At 39.8% G+C, this 24,331-nt stretch carries 23 protein-coding genes and 2 pseudogenes; 7 read left to right on the top strand and 18 right to left on the bottom strand.

The genetic code is table 11. The features are described 5' to 3' along the window. Positions 1-230: 230 nt before the first annotated feature. The 6 genes from N8A86_RS19450 to N8A86_RS19425 all read right to left on the bottom strand — a co-directional run bounded on the left by N8A86_RS19450 (position 231) and on the right by N8A86_RS19425 (position 4,464). Complete coding sequence (locus tag N8A86_RS19450) at positions 231-524, bottom strand: type II toxin-antitoxin system RelE/ParE family toxin (RefSeq protein ID WP_273566892.1); 294 nt, start codon at positions 522-524, stop codon at positions 231-233. Then, positions 511-768, bottom strand: coding sequence for a type II toxin-antitoxin system ParD family antitoxin (locus N8A86_RS19445; RefSeq protein ID WP_273566891.1), 258 nt, complete (start codon positions 766-768; stop codon positions 511-513). The genes N8A86_RS19450 and N8A86_RS19445 overlap by 14 nt, the downstream gene beginning before the upstream one ends. Before the next feature lie 355 nt (positions 769-1,123). Continuing rightward, positions 1,124-1,684, bottom strand: coding sequence for a FecR family protein (locus N8A86_RS19440; protein ID WP_273566890.1), 561 nt, complete (start codon positions 1,682-1,684; stop codon positions 1,124-1,126). A 9-nt stretch (positions 1,685-1,693) separates the two neighbouring features. Further along, positions 1,694-2,320 (bottom strand): hypothetical protein, encoded by a 627-nt coding sequence (locus N8A86_RS19435; protein ID WP_273566889.1) that lies wholly within the window; start codon positions 2,318-2,320, stop codon positions 1,694-1,696. A gap of 5 nt (positions 2,321-2,325) precedes the next feature. Next, positions 2,326-3,642 carry a hypothetical protein gene (locus N8A86_RS19430; protein ID WP_273566888.1) on the bottom strand — a complete coding sequence of 439 codons (1,317 nt, stop codon included), beginning with the start codon at positions 3,640-3,642 and terminating at the stop codon, positions 2,326-2,328. Between the two features lie 414 nt (positions 3,643-4,056). Further along, a complete protein-coding gene (locus tag N8A86_RS19425) occupies positions 4,057-4,464 on the bottom strand; it encodes a LytR/AlgR family response regulator transcription factor (RefSeq protein ID WP_273566887.1) in 408 nt (135 codons plus the stop codon). Positions 4,465-5,018: 554 nt separating this feature from the next. Between N8A86_RS19425 and N8A86_RS19420 the strand changes: the two genes are divergently transcribed. Next, positions 5,019-5,984 carry a CE1 family esterase gene (locus N8A86_RS19420; RefSeq protein WP_273566886.1) on the top strand — a complete coding sequence of 322 codons (966 nt, stop codon included), beginning with the start codon at positions 5,019-5,021 and terminating at the stop codon, positions 5,982-5,984. Between the two features lie 8 nt (positions 5,985-5,992). Continuing rightward, complete coding sequence (locus N8A86_RS19415; RefSeq protein WP_273566885.1) at positions 5,993-7,003, top strand: CE1 family esterase; 1,011 nt, start codon at positions 5,993-5,995, stop codon at positions 7,001-7,003. A 398-nt stretch (positions 7,004-7,401) separates the two neighbouring features. Here N8A86_RS19415 and N8A86_RS19410 read toward each other — a convergent pair whose 3' ends face one another. The 8 genes and pseudogenes from N8A86_RS19410 to N8A86_RS19375 form a co-directional block, all read right to left on the bottom strand. After that, a complete protein-coding gene (locus N8A86_RS19410; RefSeq protein WP_273566884.1) occupies positions 7,402-8,181 on the bottom strand; it encodes a hypothetical protein in 780 nt (259 codons plus the stop codon). Positions 8,182-8,286: 105 nt separating this feature from the next. Continuing rightward, positions 8,287-9,090 (bottom strand): hypothetical protein, encoded by an 804-nt coding sequence (locus N8A86_RS19405; protein ID WP_273566883.1) that lies wholly within the window; start codon positions 9,088-9,090, stop codon positions 8,287-8,289. 526 nt (positions 9,091-9,616) lie between these two features. Then, positions 9,617-10,573: a nuclear transport factor 2 family protein gene (locus N8A86_RS19400; protein ID WP_273566882.1), complete on the bottom strand. Its 957-nt coding sequence runs from the start codon at positions 10,571-10,573 to the stop codon at positions 9,617-9,619. A 61-nt stretch (positions 10,574-10,634) separates the two neighbouring features. After that, the gene (locus N8A86_RS19395) at positions 10,635-11,846 is read right to left on the bottom strand and encodes a PQQ-dependent sugar dehydrogenase (protein WP_273566881.1); all 1,212 of its coding nucleotides are present in this window, start codon (positions 11,844-11,846) and stop codon (positions 10,635-10,637) included. A 98-nt stretch (positions 11,847-11,944) separates the two neighbouring features. Beyond that, positions 11,945-12,859 carry a helix-turn-helix domain-containing protein gene (locus tag N8A86_RS19390; RefSeq protein ID WP_273566880.1) on the bottom strand — a complete coding sequence of 305 codons (915 nt, stop codon included), beginning with the start codon at positions 12,857-12,859 and terminating at the stop codon, positions 11,945-11,947. Between the two features lie 430 nt (positions 12,860-13,289). After that, positions 13,290-13,430, bottom strand: a pseudogene (locus N8A86_RS19385) (helix-turn-helix domain-containing protein); the annotation flags it as partial. Positions 13,431-13,442: 12 nt separating this feature from the next. Then, entirely contained in the window at positions 13,443-14,381 is a 939-nt protein-coding gene (locus tag N8A86_RS19380) for a nickel-binding protein (RefSeq protein WP_273566879.1), read from the bottom strand. Between the two features lie 77 nt (positions 14,382-14,458). After that, the gene (locus N8A86_RS19375; RefSeq protein ID WP_273566878.1) at positions 14,459-14,830 is read right to left on the bottom strand and encodes a DUF4242 domain-containing protein; all 372 of its coding nucleotides are present in this window, start codon (positions 14,828-14,830) and stop codon (positions 14,459-14,461) included. A 301-nt stretch (positions 14,831-15,131) separates the two neighbouring features. On the opposite strand from N8A86_RS19375, the gene N8A86_RS19370 reads away from it, so the two are divergent. After that, positions 15,132-15,890, top strand: coding sequence for an APC family permease (locus N8A86_RS19370; RefSeq protein WP_273566877.1), 759 nt, complete (start codon positions 15,132-15,134; stop codon positions 15,888-15,890). Continuing rightward, a complete protein-coding gene (locus tag N8A86_RS19365) occupies positions 15,887-17,323 on the top strand; it encodes an amino acid permease (protein WP_273566876.1) in 1,437 nt (478 codons plus the stop codon). Before N8A86_RS19370 ends, N8A86_RS19365 begins: the two co-directional genes overlap by 4 nt. A gap of 121 nt (positions 17,324-17,444) precedes the next feature. Here the strand turns inward: N8A86_RS19365 and N8A86_RS19360 are convergent, their stop codons facing one another. From N8A86_RS19360 to N8A86_RS19345, 4 genes are all read right to left on the bottom strand, one after another. Continuing rightward, positions 17,445-18,665: an outer membrane beta-barrel family protein gene (locus tag N8A86_RS19360; RefSeq protein WP_273566875.1), complete on the bottom strand. Its 1,221-nt coding sequence runs from the start codon at positions 18,663-18,665 to the stop codon at positions 17,445-17,447. Further along, positions 18,662-19,513: a TonB-dependent receptor plug domain-containing protein gene (locus N8A86_RS19355; RefSeq protein ID WP_273569102.1), complete on the bottom strand. Its 852-nt coding sequence runs from the start codon at positions 19,511-19,513 to the stop codon at positions 18,662-18,664. Before N8A86_RS19355 ends, N8A86_RS19360 begins: the two co-directional genes overlap by 4 nt. Positions 19,514-19,710: 197 nt before the next feature. Further along, complete coding sequence (locus tag N8A86_RS19350; protein WP_273566874.1) at positions 19,711-20,562, bottom strand: IS110 family transposase; 852 nt, start codon at positions 20,560-20,562, stop codon at positions 19,711-19,713. Positions 20,563-20,762: 200 nt separating this feature from the next. Then, a complete protein-coding gene (locus tag N8A86_RS19345; protein ID WP_273566873.1) occupies positions 20,763-21,101 on the bottom strand; it encodes a carboxypeptidase-like regulatory domain-containing protein in 339 nt (112 codons plus the stop codon). A gap of 265 nt (positions 21,102-21,366) precedes the next feature. Here N8A86_RS19345 and N8A86_RS19340 point away from each other — a divergent pair. The 3 genes and pseudogenes from N8A86_RS19340 to N8A86_RS19330 all read left to right on the top strand — a co-directional run bounded on the left by N8A86_RS19340 (position 21,367) and on the right by N8A86_RS19330 (position 24,134). Beyond that, positions 21,367-22,226, top strand: a pseudogene (locus N8A86_RS19340) (sigma-70 family RNA polymerase sigma factor). 294 nt (positions 22,227-22,520) lie between these two features. Further along, positions 22,521-22,928 carry an Ig-like domain-containing protein gene (locus tag N8A86_RS19335; protein WP_273566871.1) on the top strand — a complete coding sequence of 136 codons (408 nt, stop codon included), beginning with the start codon at positions 22,521-22,523 and terminating at the stop codon, positions 22,926-22,928. Between the two features lie 30 nt (positions 22,929-22,958). Continuing rightward, positions 22,959-24,134, top strand: a complete 1,176-nt coding sequence (locus N8A86_RS19330; RefSeq protein ID WP_273566870.1) for a hypothetical protein — start codon at positions 22,959-22,961, stop codon at positions 24,132-24,134. The last annotated feature ends 197 nt before the right edge of the window (positions 24,135-24,331 follow it).

Below are 24,331 nucleotides of genomic sequence, written 5' to 3'. Positions count from 1 at the left end.
CATTACCTTTTTAGAAGCACTATTCAGAAAGAAAAAAATCAACGAAGATTTGCAGATACTTTAGCTTTTAACCAAAGCTCAAGTTCCATAACGCAAGACATTATGTTTCAAAAACGAAACATAATTTGACGTGGCACCTGTACTGAGCTTGCCGAAGTATCAAATAGCGATAAGTTATAAGTAATTCTAATGAATTCCTAACCCATGAGATTTGATGCGTACCGCAATTTTCATTTTAAATTTTGCTCATAATCCATACGATGACTAAGAACTCTAATAATGAAAATTCCGCTTGCAGTTTGCAAATAAAATATGGTGTGCGACTTATAGGAGAATCGCTTCAAATCAACAATAAATTCAGAAGCATCACGACCCAAGTCTATATTTTTAGCTAGTACTTTAAATGCTTCATGCATACCAATAAAATATTGCTGAGCTTGGGAGAGCCCAAATTTGTAGATGCCAAACTCATAGAGTTCGGCCAAATCAATTTCAGCTCTACTGGAAAGTTTATAAACGCCCATCTTCCCGCATACGTGCTTCGACTTCCTTCATTATATCAGGTAAAGATTTAGTACTAACACCGCTTTGAAGACCTTCTATCAGCTTTGTTTTGAGCGAAAGAAACTTGGCGTTATTGGCTTGGTCTTGACGTACTAGATTTCGAAGATACTCACTATCGTTTGTGTACTCGCCTGCTTCAATTTGAGCTTTAATCCATTTATCTTGTTGCTCGGTAAAGGTTACCGTTTTACGAACTGTTGCCATAACAAAAATGTTTAATTAATCATACTATTGGTGTAATTTAGTGCATTTTAAAGAATTATCCAAATAATTGGAGAATCTAGCAGTATCCCATTCCACACATTGCCTTCCCTCCTATTGTCGGTCAGTTAATTAAGTGTTCCATTACCTTTTGAGAAGAAACTTTTTAGAAGAAAAATTTAAAGAAAGTTTAGTGCCAAATACGCCAGCGCACCAACCCGCTCAAAAAAGTGAAGATTCTCAATCTTTTCTTTTTATGCCGTATATCAAATAGCGATAAGTTATAAGTTTTTTAAGGGAATACCTATGTTTTTATAGGATTACGGTCCATAGCACACGGAAATACCCAAAACGGATATTAATTTTTAAACTCATCACCAATCTTTTTTCCGGCTTTTTTGAAATCGTTACCGATTTCCCTTAGCGCTGGTTTAAGCTGTTTGCCGAGCGCTTTGAAGTCTTTTTCCAACGAACGTATCCATTTCAGGTATTCCTTATTGGATTTAATTTTCTGAACAGCCTGCTCGCCATCTTTGTAAACGGCCTTTGTTCCCTTTTTGACTTTACTCCTGTCGTATTTTGTTTTCAATTCGACCAACCCTTTTTTCACATCTACGGCCACCTGATCTGAAGTGGTCTTTACATTGAACTCCGTGCCCAAAACCTCGATGTCGCCATGAGTAGTTGCCACTGTGAAGATAGATTCATTGGGTTTTACAAAAAAGAACGCTTCCCCACTCAGGTTGACGGTGCGTGGATCAAAGTCTTCTTGATATGAAATGGAACTGTGATGGTTCAGGTATACTTGAGATCCATCAGGAAGTACTAGCGCTTCGTAATTCCCTTCCGTACGAACCTCCATACTGGTGTTACACGCCAAGTTTACAAAAAGAAAGCAATAGGCTATGGATTTCCTCACGGGTATCTGTTAGCGCGCCATATAAGAGGTAAGTGCAGCGTCTCCTGTTTGATAATATACCTGTCCGGTAATATCGTCAACGGCATATAAGGGTTCACGGTCCTTACCCAAATTGATTTCGCCCGCTACCTGACCAGTTGTCTTACTAACTTTTAACAAGACAATGTCTTTTTCTTGTTTTGACATGATGAACATAAAATCCCTTCCTTGTTTGGTGGCTTTGAGTCGGGCATTCGCCTTTCTAAAGGCGGCACCGGCATAACTGGAAGCGGCATTGCCCAATTCTCCATAAGCGTCGCCTATTTGAGATACCAATTCTCCTGCTACTTCATCTTTTTGACGTACGTCATTTTCAGCCGCGGCCATGGCACCTGAAACATAGTATGAGGTAGCACCAATATATGCTGCCCGTACCGCCGAGGCATAAAGTAAGGCACGTTTCCAACCCGCTTCTTTAGGTGCGGCATAATATTCTTGATAGACCAAGGATCCGTCAAAATTGAATTTAGCAACGTTTTGATCAGAGTGTATAAAAATACCGTCCTCCATGATTTCCAGATTCGATGGGGATTCCTTCCCCTCAAATCGAAGTTCCACTTGTGAAAAATCACTTACTTGGCCATTTGACTTATCCACAACTTTTAAAAAGCCGGAACTGGAATCAAAAGCATAAATTTTATCTTGGTGCTCTGCGGTAAGTCTAGGACTGGTTTGAATACTTTTTTCCACTTCAGGGTTCCCGTATGGTGGTCCAAAATGTTCATCGATTCGGTCGTTATATATAGGATTGAATTCGCCAGTGGCACAATGCCAACGACCGTACCATCGACTTTGACAGGTTTATCAAATGTAATGGCCCCAACCGTTGGGTCTAAATAATTGAGAAAATCTTTATTGGATGTTCGCGATACCAGCAAAATACCGTCGCCGGAATCTAAATAATCATAAACTCCGCCTTTGATCGCGATACCACGGCCCTTTTTTCCCCACAGCCCTTCACGGGTCTTATAGTCGAACAGGTTTATTTTCGTTCGATTGCCATCATCGGGCAACACCAGCATTCCTTTATCTAAAAAATAGACCTGGCTGAGTGCCCCGTTTACCTCTAATTCTTCGTCCCATACCAAACTGCCATCATTGATATTGTAAGCGTTATAGTTATTGGTATAGTTAATAGTGGTATTGCCAGAGGATGTGGTCATACCGCCTTGTCGCTCTTGCTGTGATCCCAAATAGAAAATGGCACTGCCTTCGGGCTGGTAGTAGCGCAGTTGTATGTCCATATCTTTGGAGACATTCTCCGCGACCTGCTTCAATAAGGCCCCAAATTTCCCCATTTTGTCGATTTGCTCCGTTTCCTTGGAGTTCGTTTTCTTCCAAATTACGTCTCCGGTATCCGCGTTGAGTTTATAATTATTGAACAAGGTCACAATAAGCAGTTCTTGATTGTCAAGTTCATTGGTAGCAACGATACGGCCAAATTTTTCATTCATCGACCATGACAAACTAGCATCTGACATTTTTACGGAAACCATCAGCGGTTCTCCATTGTAATCTGTTCCAGAAACAAGAATAGCATCTGAGTTATACAATAAATGATAGCTAGCAACCTGTTGAAGACCAGCATTTTTAGAATTAAAGACTTCATTGCCGCTAAACTGATCGATGAGATGCAAGCTGTTGCCCGTCGTTACCGAAAAAAACGGACTATTGGGAAGTTCTTCGAAAGCGTCTCTATCAAGATTGCCAAAGGCTCTTTTTCCCCAGCTAATAGCACCTGTTTCGGTATCGATACCGATCAATTCTTCTCTTGAACTAACGATAAGGTTGCCCAGTGAGGTAACTTCTTGCCATAAAATTTTGGTAGGTACCTCTTTGTTCCATTTCATCTCGACTTGTGAAAAGGATAGTAAAGGAAAAACTAGCAGCAATAAAAAAAGAGATTTGAACGGGCTCATATTCTGGTTTTTTATCTAGATAGAACGTTATACGCCGCTGTTTATTACTATCTATGCTGCTTTTCAAATTCAACGCTATCTGAACCAAGATTCCAATCCTATCAATACAACTGCCCTGTACTAACGGAAAACGTAGTTGTACTCGAGGTCCTCGCGATGAAGAAAACGACTTAGATACTCATGAAGTAGTTGACACCATTTCATACACATGGCCCTCCTCCTCCACTCCTACGCCGTAAATAGCTTCGGAGCGCATGTCGTCGGTCAGTTAATAAGTGTTCCATTACCTTAGTTTAGACGCGAGAAAAAGCTACTACCCATTGGGTAATAGCTTTTTTCGGCGAGGCGCGGAGTTAGCAAAGAAAACGTGGTACCCAAATACTTGTGTGAGAAAAATATGAAAATCTTATGATTCTATATCCTATCTAAAACAGCCTTTTTATACGACTTGCCTATGGGTAACTTAGCCCCGTTTTGTAGTACAATTTGATTCCCATCAATCAATTTTAATGTATTGAAATTAATAACGAACGATTTGTGTATTCGTAGAAAATTGGGAGGTAGCTTTTCCAAAAAATTGGTCAGGGTCTCTGGTGTTAGAATCATTGTATCTGTGTAAATTTTCACATAATTTCCATAGGCCTCGATATATTGGATTTCATCAACGTCGATTTTAATGATTTTCTTATCACTTTTCACGAAAATAGAGCTGACAGCTTCCTCCCCATTGATTGGTGTTTCCGTTTGTTGAACTTCTTGCCTTCGCGTAAAACTATCCCGTGCTATTTTTAGCGCGGCTGCCAAAATGAGGGCGAGTATCATGATACCGAAGTAGTTGATCAACAACTTCGAATCAATAACCTTATCAGAAACAGCACTTGTAATTAGTGCTGAAATAAGAGTAAATACCGCAGCATTGGATGTGAAAAGACTAATAAAGGTTACTTTTTTTCTTTTAAAAAAGGAAGGATGAGCAGATTGCTTAAATAAACGGCGGGTGCCAATAAAATAATCGCGAAAATGGCAGTGGCTACCTTGTTGCTAGGTTGTACCGTGGCAATTAACAGTAGAAATACAAGAAACCATACAAATAGATTCTGTACGGTTTTGTTATTTATCAAGCGGTCGAATAAGGGCATTTGCTTTTGTAAACTATTTAAATTTAGCTCATAGATCTTCAATTACCATTGTTTACCGATACATGAACGGTGTTTGAATGTAAACATTTCATTTTAGTTGATAAAGTTTTAAGAAGTTTTCATCATCAAACGAAGTGCTTTCGTCATTCTTTTTTTTCAAAGAGCCAATACTTCATGAAATTTGTTTGAAAGAATAATTTGAGGTAAAAAACGTTTTAAAACACAATATACATTGCCATGAAAAACATGCTATTTTACTTAGCCTTGATTGCTCTTACAGTAAGTTGCCATAAAGACGATGATTCAAACCCACTTTCGCCCGGCGAGCAGGGCTGGCATAAAAATCAGACTATCGATGTTTCTGGTACAAGTAGAAACTATCATATGTACCTGCCTGAAAATGTCACGAATGCCCCAATTGTAATTTTATTGCATGGCAATCGAAGCAACAAAGATGAGATAATGGGCTTCACCAATGTAAAAGCACCATACAAAGTTTGGGAGAACATCGCCCTTCAGGAAAACGTAATTCTGATCGTACCCGATGGTACCAATGGCTCAAGTGACCATCGCGGTTGGAATGACTGCCGCAATGATGCTAACGGTAATCCTGATGCGAACGATGTGCTTTTCATCGACAAGCTAATCGATTTTGTATTGAACGAACATCAAGCGGATGCATCAAAAGTTTTTGCCGTTGGCACTTCGAATGGTGGTCATATGGCCATGCGATTGGCTCAAGAAATACCCGACAAGCTAACCGCTTTTGCAGCTATTGTTGCATCAAATCCTGTTAATTCCCAATGTACAAATGCTACCTTACCAATTTCAGCGCTGTTTATGAACGGTACGGAAGACCCCATAAACCCTTATGATGGTGGGGAAATGGCGAGTAATCGTGGAGAAGTCTTTTCTGGTCAAGAAACCATCGATTATTGGGTCAACCGAAATCAAACCGACACCACCCCGACGGTAACTGATTTGGCAGATACGGATACCTCCGACAACTCTACTGTAAAAAAGCACCTATATATAAACGGTGCAAATAACACGGAAGTGGTCTTTTATGAGGTAATTGGCGGCGGGCATACCGAACCTAGCATTTCTGAAAGATATAGCAATGTCTTTAAAGCTATTGTAAAGGAGCAGAACGGAGATATTGAAATGGCGACTGAGGTTTGGAATTTCTTTAAAAACAAATAAAAAAAAGCATGAAAAACACAGAGAATAATTTGAACAGACCTTGCACCGAACCGAAATGGAATTGGGTTTTCATGATGCTTCCACTTTTTCTATTTATGATGAACAGTTGTTCAAAGGATGACGATTCTCCCACAGATACATTAGGGGAATTCAATACAAAAACCATTCAACATGACGGTGTCGAACGAACCTACCACATGTATTTGCCTTCTAATTTTGATGAATCTAACGATACCCCTTTGGTATTCGCTTTACATGGCGGCGGCGGAACAGGAACGAATTTCGAAGATGACGTTTCTGCCGGAACACTTACAACAGCGGCCGAGTCAAGAGGTATGATTCTTATAATGCCCAATGGAATTGACAAACGTTGGAATGATGGACGACCAGAAATTTTTGGTAACGACAGCATGTACGATGATGTCGGATTCATAGCCGCCATTATAGACGATATGATCCAGAATTATGGTGTGGATGCAAATCGGGTTTATGTAACTGGTATTTCAAATGGCGGATTAATGTCCATACGCTTGGCGATGGACCTTTCAAATAAAATTACCGCCATTGCACCGGTTACCGCCCAAATAACAACGGCTATTCAGTCAAAAGTTCCTGAATTGCCGATCTCCATAATGATCGTTAATGGCGAAGAAGACCCTCTTGTGCCCTATAATGGAGGTTGTATTCTTGGTCCATTTGTTCCTGATTGCATGCGAGGCGAAGTGCTGTCAACAGCCGCATCAATTGAAAAATTCGTAGACCATAATCAATGTGCAAATCCCTCCGAGACTCAACCTATTATAGATACTATTCCAACCGATGGAACTAGTGTTGAAATTTCTGGGCACAAAGGGTGTGAACAAGGCACAGAAGTTGTTTTGGTCAGGGTAATCGGCGGTGGCCATACATGGCCGAGCGGAGCACAATATCTTTCTCCTAACTTGGTAGGTGTAGTCAGTAAGGAAATCAATGCGAGTGAGATGATTTTGGATTTCTTTTTAAGCCATTCGAGAAATTGATACCCTTTTCAAAGAATAATGAGGGCCAACCTTAAGTGTTCTGTAATGACCAAATTCCTGAATAGCGTCTTCTATCTGGACGCTTATGAATTATGGATGAGTCACTTTTGAATCTGTGAATAAAAACCCTAGTCTTTAGGAAGTCTTTCAAATAATCCTTGATTCTCATCATATGATTAAAATGTCTTTCTGTTGGAAATTAACTGAAATTAATCATTACACACACCTGCCTGCGGGTTTACCCGCCGTAGGCGTGGCAGGCAGGCATTGCCCCGTTACCGTTGGCTCGTAGAATAAGTGCTTTGTCTTCCGAATCCACCATCTGGTGAAGAATGAAGATTACATTACTTTATTGAAGGAAATTTTAAGAAAGAAATACCTTAATTTGGTGCTATTTACTACAACACTTCACCATTGTCTAACCACCGTTGCAACAGGGTATCGTTATGTGAAATAGCTACAAGATGAAATGTAGTAAAACGCTTGAAAACTCGTGAATCCTCGAGCGTTTCCATACAAACCGAGACGGGAGAAAAATAGTTGGAATGGATTAGAAATAATTCACCGTCACGCTTTAAAAGATAGCCCACATGCCCCTCGTCAAAACCAATAAAGTAAAGTCCCTCATCGGTCAAGCGATCAATCGCCGCAATGGCTTTTTCTGGTGTATCTTGAACAACTTTGTTAATTACAGAACCGCAACTCAACATTTTAGCCTCGTCAACTGGTGATTTTTGAGCCAATGTATATCGGTTGAGATTTATACCCATATCGCGCAAGGTGGTCGATATAAAATAACCACATGCAATTTTACCTTGGTTAGGTATATCGGTATGACCTCCAAAACTCCAAGGAGTACCGTACCAGTGCGGTATAATCTTGTCCACCAATTGATCGGTAAAAGCTGTTTTAATAGCTTCAAAAGAAATAGTGCCCAGTCGAAGGCCTTCTTTTAAACGCAAACGAAGTTGATCTGCATCGACTTTGGTATTGGCATAGGAAGCTACAATACTATCTGAATCTGTTGTAAACGATAAGATTACCTCTTCGTTAAAACTCCTGGTTTCTGCAGTAGATAAAGGTTTTTCAGCAACAAAGCTATAGTCTGTCACCTTTTCTATTTTGGTCGGCATTTCGTTTATAAAGCCTAAAGAAAGTAGTAGCGAAAAGAATAACATGGGTTTTGTATAGATTTAGTAATGAACCTCTATGTTCGTAACGTGTTAGATAAGTACAAATTACATAAAAAAGGTTAAATTAATGTTGTATTACATATTGGCCTTCTAAATACTAAGGTTCACTGCCCACCAAACTTCATAATCACTAGGTACTAAAGGTCTGTAGCTTTGAAAACCTTGGTCGGCAATTTTAAGCCCGATAATTGCATTTTTTTCATTACGTACATAGCTTATGAAAATGAACGAGTGTCCGTAAGGGTCTAGTTTTTTAACATCTACACCTTGCACCACTTGTTCATAGTCTTCTTTAAATCGCCAAACCTGCATGAGTGCTCCAGGTCTTAATTGACCACTCCAAATTGCTGATGTATCAACCAAGGTACCCATACCGGCATAAGCAATAGCCCCGGCATTGCCCTTACCCCTATATTTTTCTGGAAGACTTCGCCAGCCCTGTTCTGTTTCTGATGCAGATGAGTATAACAAATTAAACACTTGTTTGGGGGTAAATAATTTTGTGGCCATGCTATCCGGTAAATCTTGATACAGCGAATGACCATGAACCTGCTTATACGCTTGTTCAAAACGACCTTTACTTACTGAAAGACAATGACCTTTAGGCTCTTTATTTTCGCTGTTGAGATAAATTTCTACTAGCTTATCGGCCACTGGACTTATATTATCTAAACTAACCAGTGCTGTAACATCGTTTGCTACCGTACTAGTATCGGTTTGTGTCAATGAATCTTTGATATTGGATAGGTGTGGTGCTATTTGCACTGGTTTTAGGCTAATATATTCATGATCATCAAAATCATAATCAGGTATAGCTGTAACGGTATTGCCATTATCGTTTTGTGGGTGTGTAGTAGTTTGATCCGACCCCAAAAGGATTGTTTGCTTCTTCATTTTTTTGGTCGACGAACAACCCATTAGCATAAGGCCTATGAAAGCTAGTATTACGTAGTAAGTAACCGAATTTTTTAGTGACATTTTCAAAGGGATGCTCCTCATTTCTCAAGCTTGTATTCACTTTTTTAATGCGCTTGGCTCAACCTAGTAGTTGCTTTAGCCTGTTGTGATTCAACGTACTGGCACAACTACAAAGGTACCACAATTACCGACTTGTTTTTTATTACGAAAGGTTTCGAAAAACGAGTCTAATTGGTTTTCAGGGCTTTATGGATGGAAGGAGTCACTATGATTGAAACCGATGTGTAACTCAATACGGAGAGTGAAAAGGTATTGTTTCATGACACTTCACTCTTACGAATGACTGGGGTTTCTGAAATTGAATAATTATAATTTAAAAAAATTACAAGAGGTCACTATGGCTATGCGCTCAAAAAATGACTTCATCAGCCTACAAAAACCTTCGTTTATGCCCTTCCGACAGACAGGCTCGGTTCCAAACCTTAACTCAAGACGAGTTCAATTACAGTTTTGTGCCAAAGAGTGGGTAAAAATCTTCTAAAACAAGCGTATCATGTTGTTCGCCATTTTCTGAAATGAGAAATGAACCGCCCCACACGTTTTCAGGAAATTCCAATACCTGTTTGGTTATTAAACGGATTGCCTCAACAGGTATATGGGGTACAGCCTCTTCTACCGGCAACCATTTCAAGGTAATTCCGTCTTTTGGCGGATTTAAACTACCTGCTACATACTTGGCTACGTAATAACTTCTAAAAGAAACTTGATTGTGATAGGAAAATTTATAGGTGGTATAGGCCCGCAGTTCAGGTTTGGATATTTTAATGCCATGGGAAAGGGCCAGACTGTCCATCGCCTCGGTTATGGATTGTCTGGTTGTACTATAGAGTGATAATGGATACCAAGTCGGTTCGGCTTGTTCCGTTGAAACGTCACCTTGTTCCATTAAAACGTCGCCTGCATCATTCAACACTAGTAGTCTTTGTAGCGTGAAATTGTCTAATTTTTTATCTCTTTCTACATAGCCTCCGTAGTCAACTTGAGTTGCTGTTTTACTAATGATTTTCCACCCTTTACCATCAATATGCTTCAGTAAAAATAGGTCAATATACTTAGATTCCCGTTCTGCAATGACGATTTCGGCCCTGGCCGTTGCAATATCTTTATCTATTTCAATTGAAAGTATTTTTCCCACTCGGCCATTGAATTTGCCAGGAACCCCATTTTTAAAAAAACCAGTGTATTCTTGTGGTGTGAAATTCTTGAACTCCCCTTCCCTATTAGTAAGGTACAAGGTGGCGTTATCTGCAAAAGCTTTTAGTATCTGGTCAACCTTATTATAAGAACTGCCATCAATATAGTCATTCAGGGCAACTCTAATTTGTTCTTCATTAGTGGGCTGACTTTGCATTACTGCAAAGGAAAGTAAGATGGTTAAAGCAAAGAGTGTCTTTTTCATACTATTGATTTTTAGATACGAATAATTTTAAATTGTTATTTTCTTTCAGATAGGGCGGTTTCTATAATTTGGGATTGTTATTTCGCTCGATCAATATCATTTTGCCATCGGCTTCATCGGTCAATAAATAGAGCTTTCCGTCGGGACTCTGAACAACCTTGCGCGTACGTACCCTATCATTTACAAAGAGCTCTTCTAAACTTGTAATGGTTTCGCCTTCTAGCACAACACGCCAAAGACTGCCTCTTGAGAGCCCTGAAATAAATAGATTGTCTTTCCATTGGGGAAATTCGTCTCCTGTATAAAATGTTAAACCAGTAGGCGCTACCGTTTGTAACCAATACCATTTGGGATTAGTAAATACCCGATCTTCCAATGCAGGGGGTTCATAACCCAATCCTCGGTACCCTCCAGTTGTTTTAATCGGCCAACCGTAATTGGCTCCGGATTTCAACAGATTAATTTCATCACCTTGTTTCGTTCCGTGCTCTGTAAACCATATTGCCCCAGTTTTTTTGTTCAATGTGATGCCTTGGGAAGCTCGAATACCTGGCGCGTAGAGTCCAGGGACTGCCTCATTTCCAAAATCAGGATTGTCATCAGGAATACTACCGTCTGCATTCAATCTATAGATTTTCCCACGTTTGTCTGCGAGATCTTGGGCGATGGGCATCGATGGTTGATTGACTTCTGAGAATAGCCGCTCACCTACCGTGATATAAAGTTTGCCATCTGCACCAAAGGTCATACCGCCCCCATAATGAAAAAGGCCTTCGGTATACGGTTCTGCCACCAAGATAGCATGCACCTGTGTCAATGAGTCCTTTTCAAGCACTGCACGAATGACTTTGGTAGTAGATAATTGTCCTTTTTGAGAAACATAGGAGACGTAAAGGGTGTTGTTTGTTTTAAAATCTGGATGCAGTACCACGTCAAAAATACCTGCATTGTATTTCATTTGTTTACCATCTGCATCTCTGGGGAAGCTGCCAGGGGCATACGCTTTTGAATTGATTGTAATGGTGTCCATCAGATCAGCAGGAAATCCCTTGATCTTTATTTTTTCCTTTGTGGTAAGGTTGACCTTTAAAAGGTTTCCATCTTTCTCTGAAATCAATACCACATCTTTGGACAGGAATGCAGCACTCCAAGGACGTTTCAATCCTTCTAAAACAATCTTCTTTTGCGGATGGAAATTAACGACGGTAACATTTTCTTTGACAGGAGTACATCCTAAATAAAATAACCCGAGCAAGACCCATATTCTTTTCATACCAATAAAAATTTATCGATACAAGAATACTGTCAATACAGGTACTTTCCTACCAAAATCAGGATTCTGGCACACAAAAGGAAGCTTTCAAGGCCTTTTTAAGATAAAAGGGATTGACGATATTCAATTGCTGTAATTTGGGTCAGTTTCTTAAAAGTGGTATTAAAGGATGATATGCTGTTAAAGCCACTGTCATAAGCGATGGCCGAAATCTTATAATTGGCATATTCAGCCAAACCTAAAAGCCTTTTGGCCTCGGCTACCCTATATTTGGCAATGTAGTGCGAATAGTTCTTTTTATAAACCTGATTGATCGCTTGTGATAATTGTTTGGGGGAAATTCCCAATCGAGCACTTGTCTTCGCAATTGTTAAGTCAGGCTCTAGAAACAATTTCTCACCTTCCATCAATGTATCTAATTGTTCAACAGTGCGAACGGATTCTTCATAACTTAAAGAAGAATTGGAATACTTTTCTTGGTTGATTTGAAACAAGAAAGGATTTTTTAGCGCCCATATTCCAAAGAAAATAATGACCACCGAAAACAAAAAGGCCGTTCCTAAATAATATGGGATGATGTTATTGCTGATCATAAAATAAATGATCACCATAAACAACGTCACACCTAGAAAGTAATACAGCCATTTTTTAATCGATTCATTTATTATCGCGGCTTTCGTCTGCCTAAACAACCAAATTAGAGAAGTCACGATGTAAACAGCCATGTGCAAAATCAGAAAGGTGTAGAAGAACTGGGCGGTGATAGAACCATCATTGGGTATGGCCCAACAAAACAGAATATAGAGCAAAGCCGGCACATAATGGATTAAGATTTTAGAGCGTTTGATCGAAATACTCGGTTTAGCGAGATACTTTGTATAAAACCAGATAGAAGGTCCGATGGTTAATAAAACGCCCAGGAAAATGTTTCGGATTACAGGATCGATAGGAAAATAATTGAAGAATAATGACTTGCTGATCCGCAGGCTAAACGCAAGCAGGTAAATTGCCAAAAAAAGGTTCGCTTTTGGTTGTTTCTTATGGGTTAAGATGAGGAAGCTTGCAAAAAAAAGACTTAGCATTACCCCAATACTACCAATCAAAAGTTCTATATGCTTAAATAGCTGGGCATTGGTTTCCATAACCGCAAAGGAACAAATTTCTTGACGTATCACTATATTCGACGACTGCTATTTTTGGTAAGGGCTTGGCATATTAAAGTCCAAAAAAAATATTCAATGAAAAGGGTAATAAAGTAAAATATGTAGTGAAATACCATTCCATGCTCCACTTACGCTCTAAATTGAGTTACAGCCGATATGCCATACCTTCTCCCACCTATGCTAAAAAACCCTGCCTACCGGCGCGCTGGTATCAAATAGCGATACGTCGGACCGATTCTGTTATATTCCTGGTATTTGAAGTAAAGCGTACAACTCCTTATTACGCTATTTGCTTACTATATTTTGATGGTAGCATACCGTACCGCTCTTGAAAGCATTTTGAAAAGTAAGCAGGGCTGCTAAATCCGGTTTTATAGGCGATTTCAGAAATATTCGAATTTTGTAAATCTAATAGCTGTAGCGCTTCGTTTAATCAATAATCCTTCAAAAAGCTATTTGGAGATTTTCCGAGTATTGACATCATCGTTCGATAAAATTTCGATTTGCTGTAACCCAAATTTTTATGAAAGTCCCTTACATTCAAATTTGAATGCGACCAGTTAGTTCCTGTATATTCCATCAATCGAGCAACAAAGTTTTCGTCTTGAATATTCAATGCGTTAATTTCCTTGGGGATAGCATTATTTTGATTTTCACTTTCATACAAATCTTTAACTTCATTTGATATGCATATCCTCTCTTTTGCGATGAAGGATAAATTAGTGGCCTTTTTTATAGTGTCTTCAAAAATGTTGTCTTTGGTGGTTACAGGAACCCCAGCACTTATTCCTATTTTAAATTCCAAGTCAGGTGTAATCACGCAATTATGTAATTCTTGAATTTGAATCGCGCTTTGAATGGCATTTGTTACCGAATCGAACGACATTAGATACGCATTTGATTTTTCTTTAACGATACGTCCTTTATGATTGCTAACAATATTGGTTATCGATTTATTGTATCCTCGTATCGCTGCCTTTAAGGTTTCAAATCCAGTTTCTCTTAGTGATTTCTTTATTAATGTAACAACCATTAATGTTCTGAAGGCTGGATCGTTTATAATGTTGAGCTGTGTGTTTTTCGATTTCTCGGGATCCTCAATTCTACCTAAAAAAGATTCTACTATAGTTTCATTTACTTCAATAATTTTCAGCGGTACATCACCATGTGCTTTTTGATGCAAAGCAATGACCGCTTGTTCATTAGGTGCTTCCATTAAACAGAATGCGGTTTGTCTTCTTTCATCACACCAATAGGTTAATCCACGGCAATTATATTTATGTTCAATTTTCAAATCTGCTTGATGCATTTCTGCAACATGTGCCGCGGTAACACCATCTGGCAACTCATGAAAATCCATATATATGGGCATAAACTAATTTTTAGTTAAGGTACACAACAAAAAAACAAGAAGCCATCATTAAAAATTCATGGCTTCTTGTGAAAATGTTATTGTTCGGCTGTTGCCGGACTAATTTTAGTTGTGACCTCACTTATAGAATTTGCTGGAAAACCTCCTTTTTTTGCGTGTTCTTCTATCAATTCCTTATTTTCTGCTTTGTAAACACAGTATACTTTATCACCTGTTACGTAACTATGCTGCCACTCAATTTTTGACCCCATTTCTTTTATTACAGTACATGATGTTCGAGAGATTCCTTTCAATTGATCTGCTGTTAAGGCTCCTGCGCCGGGTATAATACGTTCGATTACATAGGTCTTCATAGTGCTGTTGTTTTCTGTTGCTACTTGATTTTGTTGACCTACCGCATAATTTATAGTAATTAACGCTAGGATTAAGACTAATTTGATTGTTCTCATGATATCTATTTTAAGGTTTAATATTTCAAAACTACAGCATCATTAAATCAACGAATTAATCATTTGGTCCAAAAAACTCTATTTTTGGTTCAAGACCTATTTATTGCAATCCCATTCAAAACACATTACATTCCCCTCCCTCCGTCGGCCCATATAATAAGTGTTTACTCATACAGGTCTATTGTTTTCTAAAGGAGTTCATGCACCTCTTCAGGCATAAAAGTGATTTTATATAGAATTTAGAAAGAAACCCGACCATTTAATTACTACTTTAATACTCAAAATCAGTCCATTCTGACTAATGGAGAAAGAAGCAACTACCCTTAAAAAATTTGGAACCTTTGGAGGTGTCTTTACACCGACCTTATTGACCATATTGGGGGTCATCATGTATTTACGCTTGGGTTGGGTGGTTGGTAACGCCGGACTCTTAGGGGCGTGGTTGATTATTATCATTTCTTTTTTGATTACCCTGTGTACGGCACTTTCCATGTCGGCCATAACGACGAATATTCGCATAGGTGCCGGGGGTGCCTATGCCATTGTATCCCAGGCTTTGGGTCTGGAGGTTGGCGGGAGTTTGGGGATACCCAGATACATTTCGCAAGGCTTGGCGGTCACCATGTATATTTTTGGTTTCAGGGAAGGTTGGTTGGCAATTTTTCCCGACCACAATGCCTTCTTGGTAGATGTGATCGTTTTTGGTTTGCTCCTCTCGATTGCCTACATAAGTGCTAATCTCGCAATCAAAACACAGTTTTTCATCATGGGTATCATTGTGCTGTCCATGATATCCATCGTTATTGCCGCCTACGAAGGCTCAATGACCATACCCACAAGCGATGCCTTAAGTTGGGGGACCTTTAAAGGGTCTATCGAGAATGGATTTAGTGGCAGTAGTTTTTGGGTCGTTTTTGCCGTCTTCTTTCCGGCCGCCACAGGTATTATGGCCGGTGCCAATATGTCCGGCGAATTGAAATATCCGAAACGTAGCATTCCTATCGGAACCCTCTGGGCAATCGGGGTCAGTTTTTTTATTTATATGGTGCTTGCTTTTTGATTTCCAGAAGTGCCACGGAAGCAGAACTGGTTGGTAATTATTATATCATGGTAGAAAAGGCCTACATAGGACCGCTCATACTTGCTGGAATACTTGGGGCAACCTTTTCCTCGGCCTTGGCATCCATTGTGGGATCGTCTCGTATTTTATTTGCCATGGGGGAACACAAGGTACTTCCCTTCTCCGATTTTTTAGGGGGAAAAAGTGCCAATGGCCAACCGAGAAACGCCATGTTGGTCACCGGAATACTGATATTCGCGACGCTACTATTACGGAATTTAAATGCCGTAGCCCCTTTGGTGACACTTTTCTTTTTAATTACCTACGCTATGATCAATATTGTGGTCATCATCGAACAAAACCTCGGATTGATCAGTTACCGGCCTGTTTTCAAAATTCACAGGTGGGTACCTTGGTTCGGACTGGTATCATCGGTCTTTGCCATGTTCATTATCAACCCTACCGTTAGTCTGGTATCGATCATGATTGTTTTGATGGTGTACTGGTACCTATCACGACAAAATCTGGAAACACCTTTTGAAGATGTACGTTCAGGCCTATTTGTTTCGTTTGCAGAATGGGCGGCCAAACATACTTGGGGCATGAAAAAAATGCAACAGCGTGCCTGGAAGGCAAATTTAATGGTTCCCGTCAGGGATGTAAATGGGTTAAAGGGAACTTTTGAATTTTTAAGAAATATAGCCAAGCCTAAAGGTTCCATCAAATTATTAGGTATCGAGCCATTTTCCGAAACCAGTACACTGGCGCAAGAATTAGAGTCCATTTCCGAATCGTTTCGGCAAAAGGGGGTTTTTTCATCAACATCGGTCATCCACACGGAAGAATTTGCCAAGGGAATCAATTACGGAAGTCAAGCGCTTCAGGGTGCTTTTTTCAGACCCAATATTGTCTTCTTGAATTTACAGGATCACGATAATTATGAAACCGAATTACGTCCCGTGATCAAAGAATCCATTCGATTGGAAATAGGTGTGCTTTTGTATTTGGTGCATCCGTCCGCATTACTAGGTCAACGTAATATCATCAATGTCTGGGTAAGTGATCGGAAAACCAAATGGGATTTGGGCTGGGATATAGGAAACCTGGACCTTTCCATTCTCGTGGCCTACAAACTTAAAATGAACTGGGGAGCGCGAATTAGACTGATTACAGTCATAAAAGACCCCAATGAAGAAGACGAGGCCAAGGAATTTTTGAGTTTATTGATTAATCTTGCGCGTTTACCTGAAACGCTAACCGAAGTGCATATTGGCGATTTCTATTCGGTCATAAATAATGCACCTTCTGCAGACCTGAATATTTTTGGAATGGATGAGGATCTTAAATTTGATTTTATAAAAGAAATGTCGGCTAAAACGAAAAGTACCTGTTTATTTGCCAAGGACTCAGGGCATGAGAGTATTTTAGCTTAATACCAGTCTTATAGAGGTATATGGAACATTTCACACACATACGCTTTTTAGATGCGAGATAAAGCGGTGGCCTTTGTATATAAGAAACTTTAGTATGGGAGAGACAGATCTATCGTCTCGCCTATAACTTATACCGAAACCCCAATCTGAAAATCTGGGTCTCAAAATAATTTTCATACAATGCCGAGAACCCCTCATTGGTTACCCTTTGGCGTATTCCGAATTTGTTGAAAATATCGCTGGCCGATAATGTTAGTTCCGCCTTTTTGGACCAGAAGGCCTTTTTGAGTCCGAAGTCTATCGATGACCGAGCCAGCTCCTCCCCTTGGGGAACGTTCTTTTTGGAATAGTAAACGCATGTCAGTTGTATGGTAAAATTTTTTGGCAATTCCAATCCCGAGGTTATTTTTCCAGTCCACGCGTTGGCGGTGGATTCCTGAATGGTGAATGTCCGTTCAAACGGAAATAATAAAATACCCTGGTAGGCATTAATCTGATTGGAAAACCAATTGAAGTTACCGGATACTTTCCAAGTATTCAAAATATCTTGACTTGCCAAGAGCTCAACACCTGTATTGGTGGCACTGCCCGTATTTTGATAGATACGGTTTACAATATCATAATCGGGATTGGAATCATCAAAACTGAAAATACGCATGTATTGGTCTTGTATCATTCGGTGATAAACGGCCGTGAAAAATGAGCCGCCCTCCCACGAATATTTATGCGCCAGTTCGAACGCATCGGTAAATTGGGGTCGCAAATACGGATTACCGACTTTTAAAAGCTCGGGGTCATCATACTTCGGAAAAACTCGTAGTTCGGGCTCTCCCGGGCGGTCGATACGGCGGTTATAGAAAATCGAGAATTTATTGTTATCCTTTATCTTATAGGTCAAACGAACGCTTGGGAAGAGTTCGAAATAATCGTACTTATCATTTTCAGGATAATATCCGTTCGCAGGGTCTACATCATAAAACACATTGGTTTGTTCTGCGCGGAGCCCTGCTTCGATATCGTATTTCTCTTTTTCCAAAAGATAGTTGATATAGCCCGCATACAAATTTTCACCCCAATCAGAAAACGTACCCAGATCGGGATAAATGATGGATTGGTTTCCCGGCGAAATCGTATTGTCGACCGGAAGTCTTCGCACTCGCATTTTTGCACCCAATTCCAAACGTCCGGATTGTAAAGGACGTACATAATCCGTAGACAAACTGGTGGTATTTTCAATGGCACGAATGTTGGTTTTATCCCGTCCCACTTGGACCGCGGAACTATCGTTCAGTAAGTAGGTCTCATCTTCCAAACCTTGTGTATATTGTGCATTGGCGCTCAAGGTATGTCCGGCTTCTTGAAATTTATGCCGAAGTTTACCGTCCCATTGATATACCGGGTTACCTCTTCTTCTTGCCAGGTGTACAAGCGGTTTCTGGTCGCACTGTTCAAATCGATAAAGGCGACTTGTGCGGTATCGATGTGCTTTTCTCGGTCGTAAAGTCCTGAAAAGGTAAAGCTGTTGTTATCATCGAGTTCATAGTCGATGCCACCATTGATTATGGACCGAAACTGCTTCCTATTTTCGGGTACTTGAGAAATGATATTTCGGCCATCATCATAATTTCGGGTGGTAAATTCGTTATTGGGAAGGGCTTCCTGAAAAATGAATTCCGATTGTAAAAAGTAATTGACTTTTTCCTTTTTATAATTTAGGTTCAAACTGGGAATCAATTTGGGGTTTACTGAAAAGCTCCCCAAATCGGTCGAGGTATCTTCTTTGCGTTTTCCTAGTGCTCCCAAACCGAATGAAAGTCCGACATCGCCTTTGAGTCCGGTTTGTTTTTCCTTTTTGTAGAAGATATTCACGATACCGGCAAAACCATTGGCATCATACTTGGCCGATGGATTGTTGATAATCTCGATTTTTTCGATATTCGATGCAGGAATGTTCGATAATCCCTTTTGATTGCCAAAACCGGTAAGACTGCTTTGTTTGCCATCGATAAGTACGACCACCTTATCACTACCGCGTAAAACTACTTTCCCGTCTTGGTCAAAGGTCACGCCCGGTAGTGTTTTCATGGCATCCAAAACCGAACCGCCCGATTGGGCTATATTGTTGTCAAGTGCGAATGACTTTTTGTTCAGGTCTGAATTGGTAGTGGCCTGCTCCCCTATTACTTCCACTTCTTGCAACGTTTCGTATTCTAAGGTTTATTGATTACCAAATTTATCTTCAAAAATTTCCTGAATATATTTCAACATATGGACTTCCCCTTTTGACCACGGCAAAGGCCCTGGTCATAATCTTGAACGCAATTGCGTTTTTTACCGAGTTTTTATGTTTTCCCTCATCTAGTTTCCTTCGGTAGTATTTCCCGAATTCATTTTTTCCCGAGATTACCGAATTGACCCCGCTTCAACAATGCCTTTATCTGTCTGTCCCTTAATTTGCTCGTCCTGGTCCGCCCTTTGATACTGGAACCCGAACGATTCTCGAATGGTGCAAGACCGGCGAAAGAGGCAAACTTCCTAGTGTCATCGAAGAGTTCGAAATTGTCCGTACAGATCAGCAGATAGCATGCGGTCATTGGCCCGTCCCCGAGCACCGATCGGACAAGTTCATGATTTCTCTTGGCTTTTTCAACACTATTTATAAGTTCCCGTATTTGTCGATCCACTTCCTTGATCACCTTTCCACATTGTTCTTGCTCCATTTTGGCATTTACCAGCATATAATCACGAGGGCCGCATTCCCATTGGGTCTCAAGCTGTTTGATCTGGTTCTTCAATCTGGTCGAATTCCTTACTCTTTGTTGCCTGTATTTGAAAAGGTTCTTCAATCGGATCAAATACTTCTCCGGCAATCTTGACTCTTTTAATTTGTCCTGGAACCTAAAGGCGTATTCGGCGATTCGTTTTGAATCTACCTTATCGTTCTTCCCTCTGCTCAGTGCCGTGGATTTTTTTACCTCTATAGCAGGGACCATCGAATATCGATATCCTGTTTCTTCCAAGAAAAGTCTTAGCCTATAGCCATAGGAACCGGTATGTTCGGCACATATCCATGAGTTGTGCTGGGTCATGCCGTTGGATACGAACTTCCTGAAAAGCTTTTTCAGTTCCTTCTTGGTATTCCCGATACAATGGTATTCAATGGCCTTACCATCTACCATTATGCAAAAGTCCAAGGTTCTGGCAGAGATATCTATGCCAATGAAAAATCGTATTTTCATAATTGATATGTATTGGATACTGGAACGTGTCGTTTTCTAATACCTTTACTAGGCCTTCCCGCCTGAAATTCTAATTGGATCTGCGACATGAAAGAGGGAAGGGACTAATACGAAAGATGAGTCTTGACTCGGCCGCTTGGCTAGTTCACCCTTCCCTCTCCAGTATTTAGTTTATAATACCTGAAATTAGGAATTAGAAGCTAAAGGGCGCTTGGGGCAAGTTCGATTTCTCCGAAATCAAAAATCGTGTTCAATCCTCCGGCAACCAGGGTGCGTTCCGTAGTTTCAAATCCTAGGAAAGAAAAATACAAACGATACTTGCCAAAAGGGAGTTCCAAGATTTCAAACCTTCCCGTTTCATTTGAAATCGCTCCTGATACCAACGCGTCATCTTCAAATTGATGGACGGCTACATTCGCGAAAGGCAAGGGTTCTTGGGTCTCTTGATCTAATAATTGGCCACTTAGGGTAACGCTTTCTTGGGCTAAAAGAACTATGGGGCAAACAAGCACGAATAATGCCCGTATTATTCGACTCATATCGAATGATTAGAATTCACTCAAATGTACATCTAAAAAAAATTGTGAAGTCAAAAAGATAAAGTGCCAATTATGAGTAAAAGGAATTCATATTTCATGGCCTCTTTAGTTCTTTTACGAAGTATTCATAAACCGAATTCCTTGAATTAAGTTCATCGTACAAGGACCTTTCAAAGAAGGTTTTTGAAAAGAAATTGCCATTTTATTAGGATTTCCGGAGAAAAAGCTTAGTTTATATAGGCATAATTTTAACTAAAATAAATATATGAGGCAACTGAAAATCACGAAACAAATTACGAACAGAGATACTAAATCATTAGAAAAGTACTTTCAGGAAATATCAAAAATCGATTTGATTACCGCAGAGGAGGAAGTAGAACTGGCCAAAAGAATACGTGAAGGAGATCAGATTGCCCTTACTAAATTAGTGAATGCCAATTTACGTTTCGTGGTTTCGGCCGCAAAACAATATCAAGGAAGCGGGCTTAGACTTTCCGATTTGATCAACGAAGGAAACATCGGATTGGTCAAGGCGGCCAAACGTTTCGACGAAACCCGTGGTTTTAAATTTATCTCTTACGCCGTTTGGTGGATCCGTCAATCGATTTTACAGGCGATGTCGGAACAGTCGCGTATAGTTCGACTGCCCTTGAACAAAATTGGGGAAATCAGTAAAATAAAGAAGGTATACTCCTCTTTGGAACAGACCTATCAACGACCCCCAAGTGCCGTCGAAATTGCCAGGGAACTCGATATGAGTACTACTCAGGTCAAACTTGCCATTAAAAATTCGGGAAGACACCTGTCAATGGACGCTCCTTTCGAAGAAGGGGAATCTTCCAACTTGTATAATGTTATCAAATCGAAAGATGCGGCCAGTCCCGATGCCAAAATGATGCAGGACTCCCTAAACACGGATATCAATCAAGTCTTGAAGACACTGCCGGATAGAGAAAGGGAAATTATCCGTCTCTATTATGGAATTGGGGAACGAACACCGAAAAGTCTCAGCGAAATTGGGGAACTATTCGATATAACCAGAGAGCGTGTACGGCAAATCAGGAAAAAGCCATCTGGATTCTACGCAATAAATCACGAAGCGAAATTTTAAAAGCGTATTTGTAAAAAATATATTCATTAGTAAAGCCGACTCCCAAAAGTCGGCTTTGTTTTTGCAGCTATGGCAATAATAATGTCCAATATTTCAACGACCCAACCCACTCCAAAAAATATTTCGGGTTGAAGACCTTTTCTTTCTAGGGCTTTCGCGCAAAGTATTCCCTAAGCGAGTTCGGGACTGCGGGTACAGCAGACCTTATCAAACCAAAACTTAGTTGAAGAAGAGCAGATAATTATACGAAACAGTTGCTGTTTTCGTTTTAATACAACAAATCTGTTAATTCGTTAAAATTCCGCATTATGGAGCAAAAAAAAAGTGGTTTTTTGGTACTCTGTATAGTTATATTCTCCATAGCCTCTTGTTCGAAGAATGAAACGGGTTCTGATATAGTAACTGAAATCAGTTCTATATCGTTAATGAGCGACCAGATTGTGGATGAAAAAATTAATATCTCGGCTAGCTTTGCAAAAGAAGACGTTCCTGGAAGTTCGGTAGAAGTGTTTGTCGATAGCCAATCAATTTACCAGGCGACGGAACAAGCAAATATATCGTTTAGCGTTGACCCCTTAGATTATGCCACCGGAACCCATAGCTTAAAGGTCGTATTTACCAAGATGGACGGAAAATCAACAGAAAAGGAAGTCCAATTTTCGGTACAACGAAAACTGATTACGATTAACCTGCCTCAAAATATGATCAATCAGTAAATAATAAATGCTGCTGTTTTTGCATCAAAAATGGATGGAAGTCTCCTTGCCGACCAGCTGTTCAACAATGATGATCGTACCATCACGTTACGAACGGAAGTTGACTTTGCGAAGGATGAGGAATTTATGCTTACGTTCGCGCTTACTGATAATGGCACAGCCACCGGATTATTGACTTATGCGAATCTTACAATGGAAAATCCGAAGACTTTAAATCTGAGGACTCCCATTCGATATACTGAAGGTACTAACAAGACCTACCCCATCACCGGATTTGAAACTACCGATAATTTTATTTCAAAAAGTGGTTATCAGTTCTTTGATACGCTTTTCAATATTTATATGGATGTTGACATGGGCACAGTCAACTTTTCATTGAATGAAGGAATTGATGGACCAGTGAATCCATCCTCGGGATATTATCTTTACGGGAATTGGAGCAACGGTTTTAACACAGATCACTCCTACCTTCTCTTGAATGCCCCATTGGAAGATAATTTTGTTTTAGATAAAGCTGATTTTATTTCGGATGGCATAGAATCTAAAACCTTGACAATCAATACTTCTCAAAATTTATCAGGAGAAGCTGCCAACCTTCAACTCTACGGTTATTTAAGTGTCGAAGATAAAAGAGCCGATGTTAATAGGGCCCATCTTATCTATAACAGCAATCAATACTATTCACCTTCCGATTTATTTCAATATGAGTTAAATACAAGCATGCATGACTATTTGCATAGTCTTACGTATGGAAATTTTTATACAGAACGCTTAGGAGCACCTTTGGAGACCTATACCATCCCTGAAATTGATATTGATTATGCTGTAATGGGCAAAACCATACAATTGGAAATTACCGGAACAGATCACGATTTAGGCAGAATTCAACTTATGGATTATGCTAATAATATAACTCCTGTTTATGTGTGGAATTTCACCTTTGACAGCAAGTCCACGTCAGAAATCGTAATTCCGCAACTACCTTCTGAAGTAGCAATACTACAAGACATATATGCGAATAATCAGTTCAAGGTAGGCTCAGTAGAATTGGCCAATTATGAGGGAATTTCAGATTTTGACGAATATCTACAAATGGTCGTCAAAAATCAAGAAGACCACTTATTAAAAAGTACGGGTTATGATGTTATCTCAAAATCTGACTATCCATTTTTCAATAGACCTATAAAAGATTACGTTTTTCAATAAACCGATTTTACTAAGCGTTGTTACTTCTAAGAATTCAAATGGTGGTACTTCCCTCCGATCCACTTTTGGGTTGATTTCAAGCCTTGAATGGATCATTTTCTAATGGATATGCCTTAAAACGTATTTGCATCGCAACCCTGTTGAGCTAAAGTATCGATTGACTTTCGGCTATCTGTGTCGGATATAAACATGGGCAA

Source organism: Maribacter halichondriae, assembly GCF_027474825.1.
Classification (GTDB): Bacteria; Bacteroidota; Bacteroidia; order Flavobacteriales; family Flavobacteriaceae; genus Meishania; species Meishania halichondriae.
Note: the sequence above shows the minus strand (reverse complement) of the source record. Positions and strands in the feature narration are given on the sequence as shown.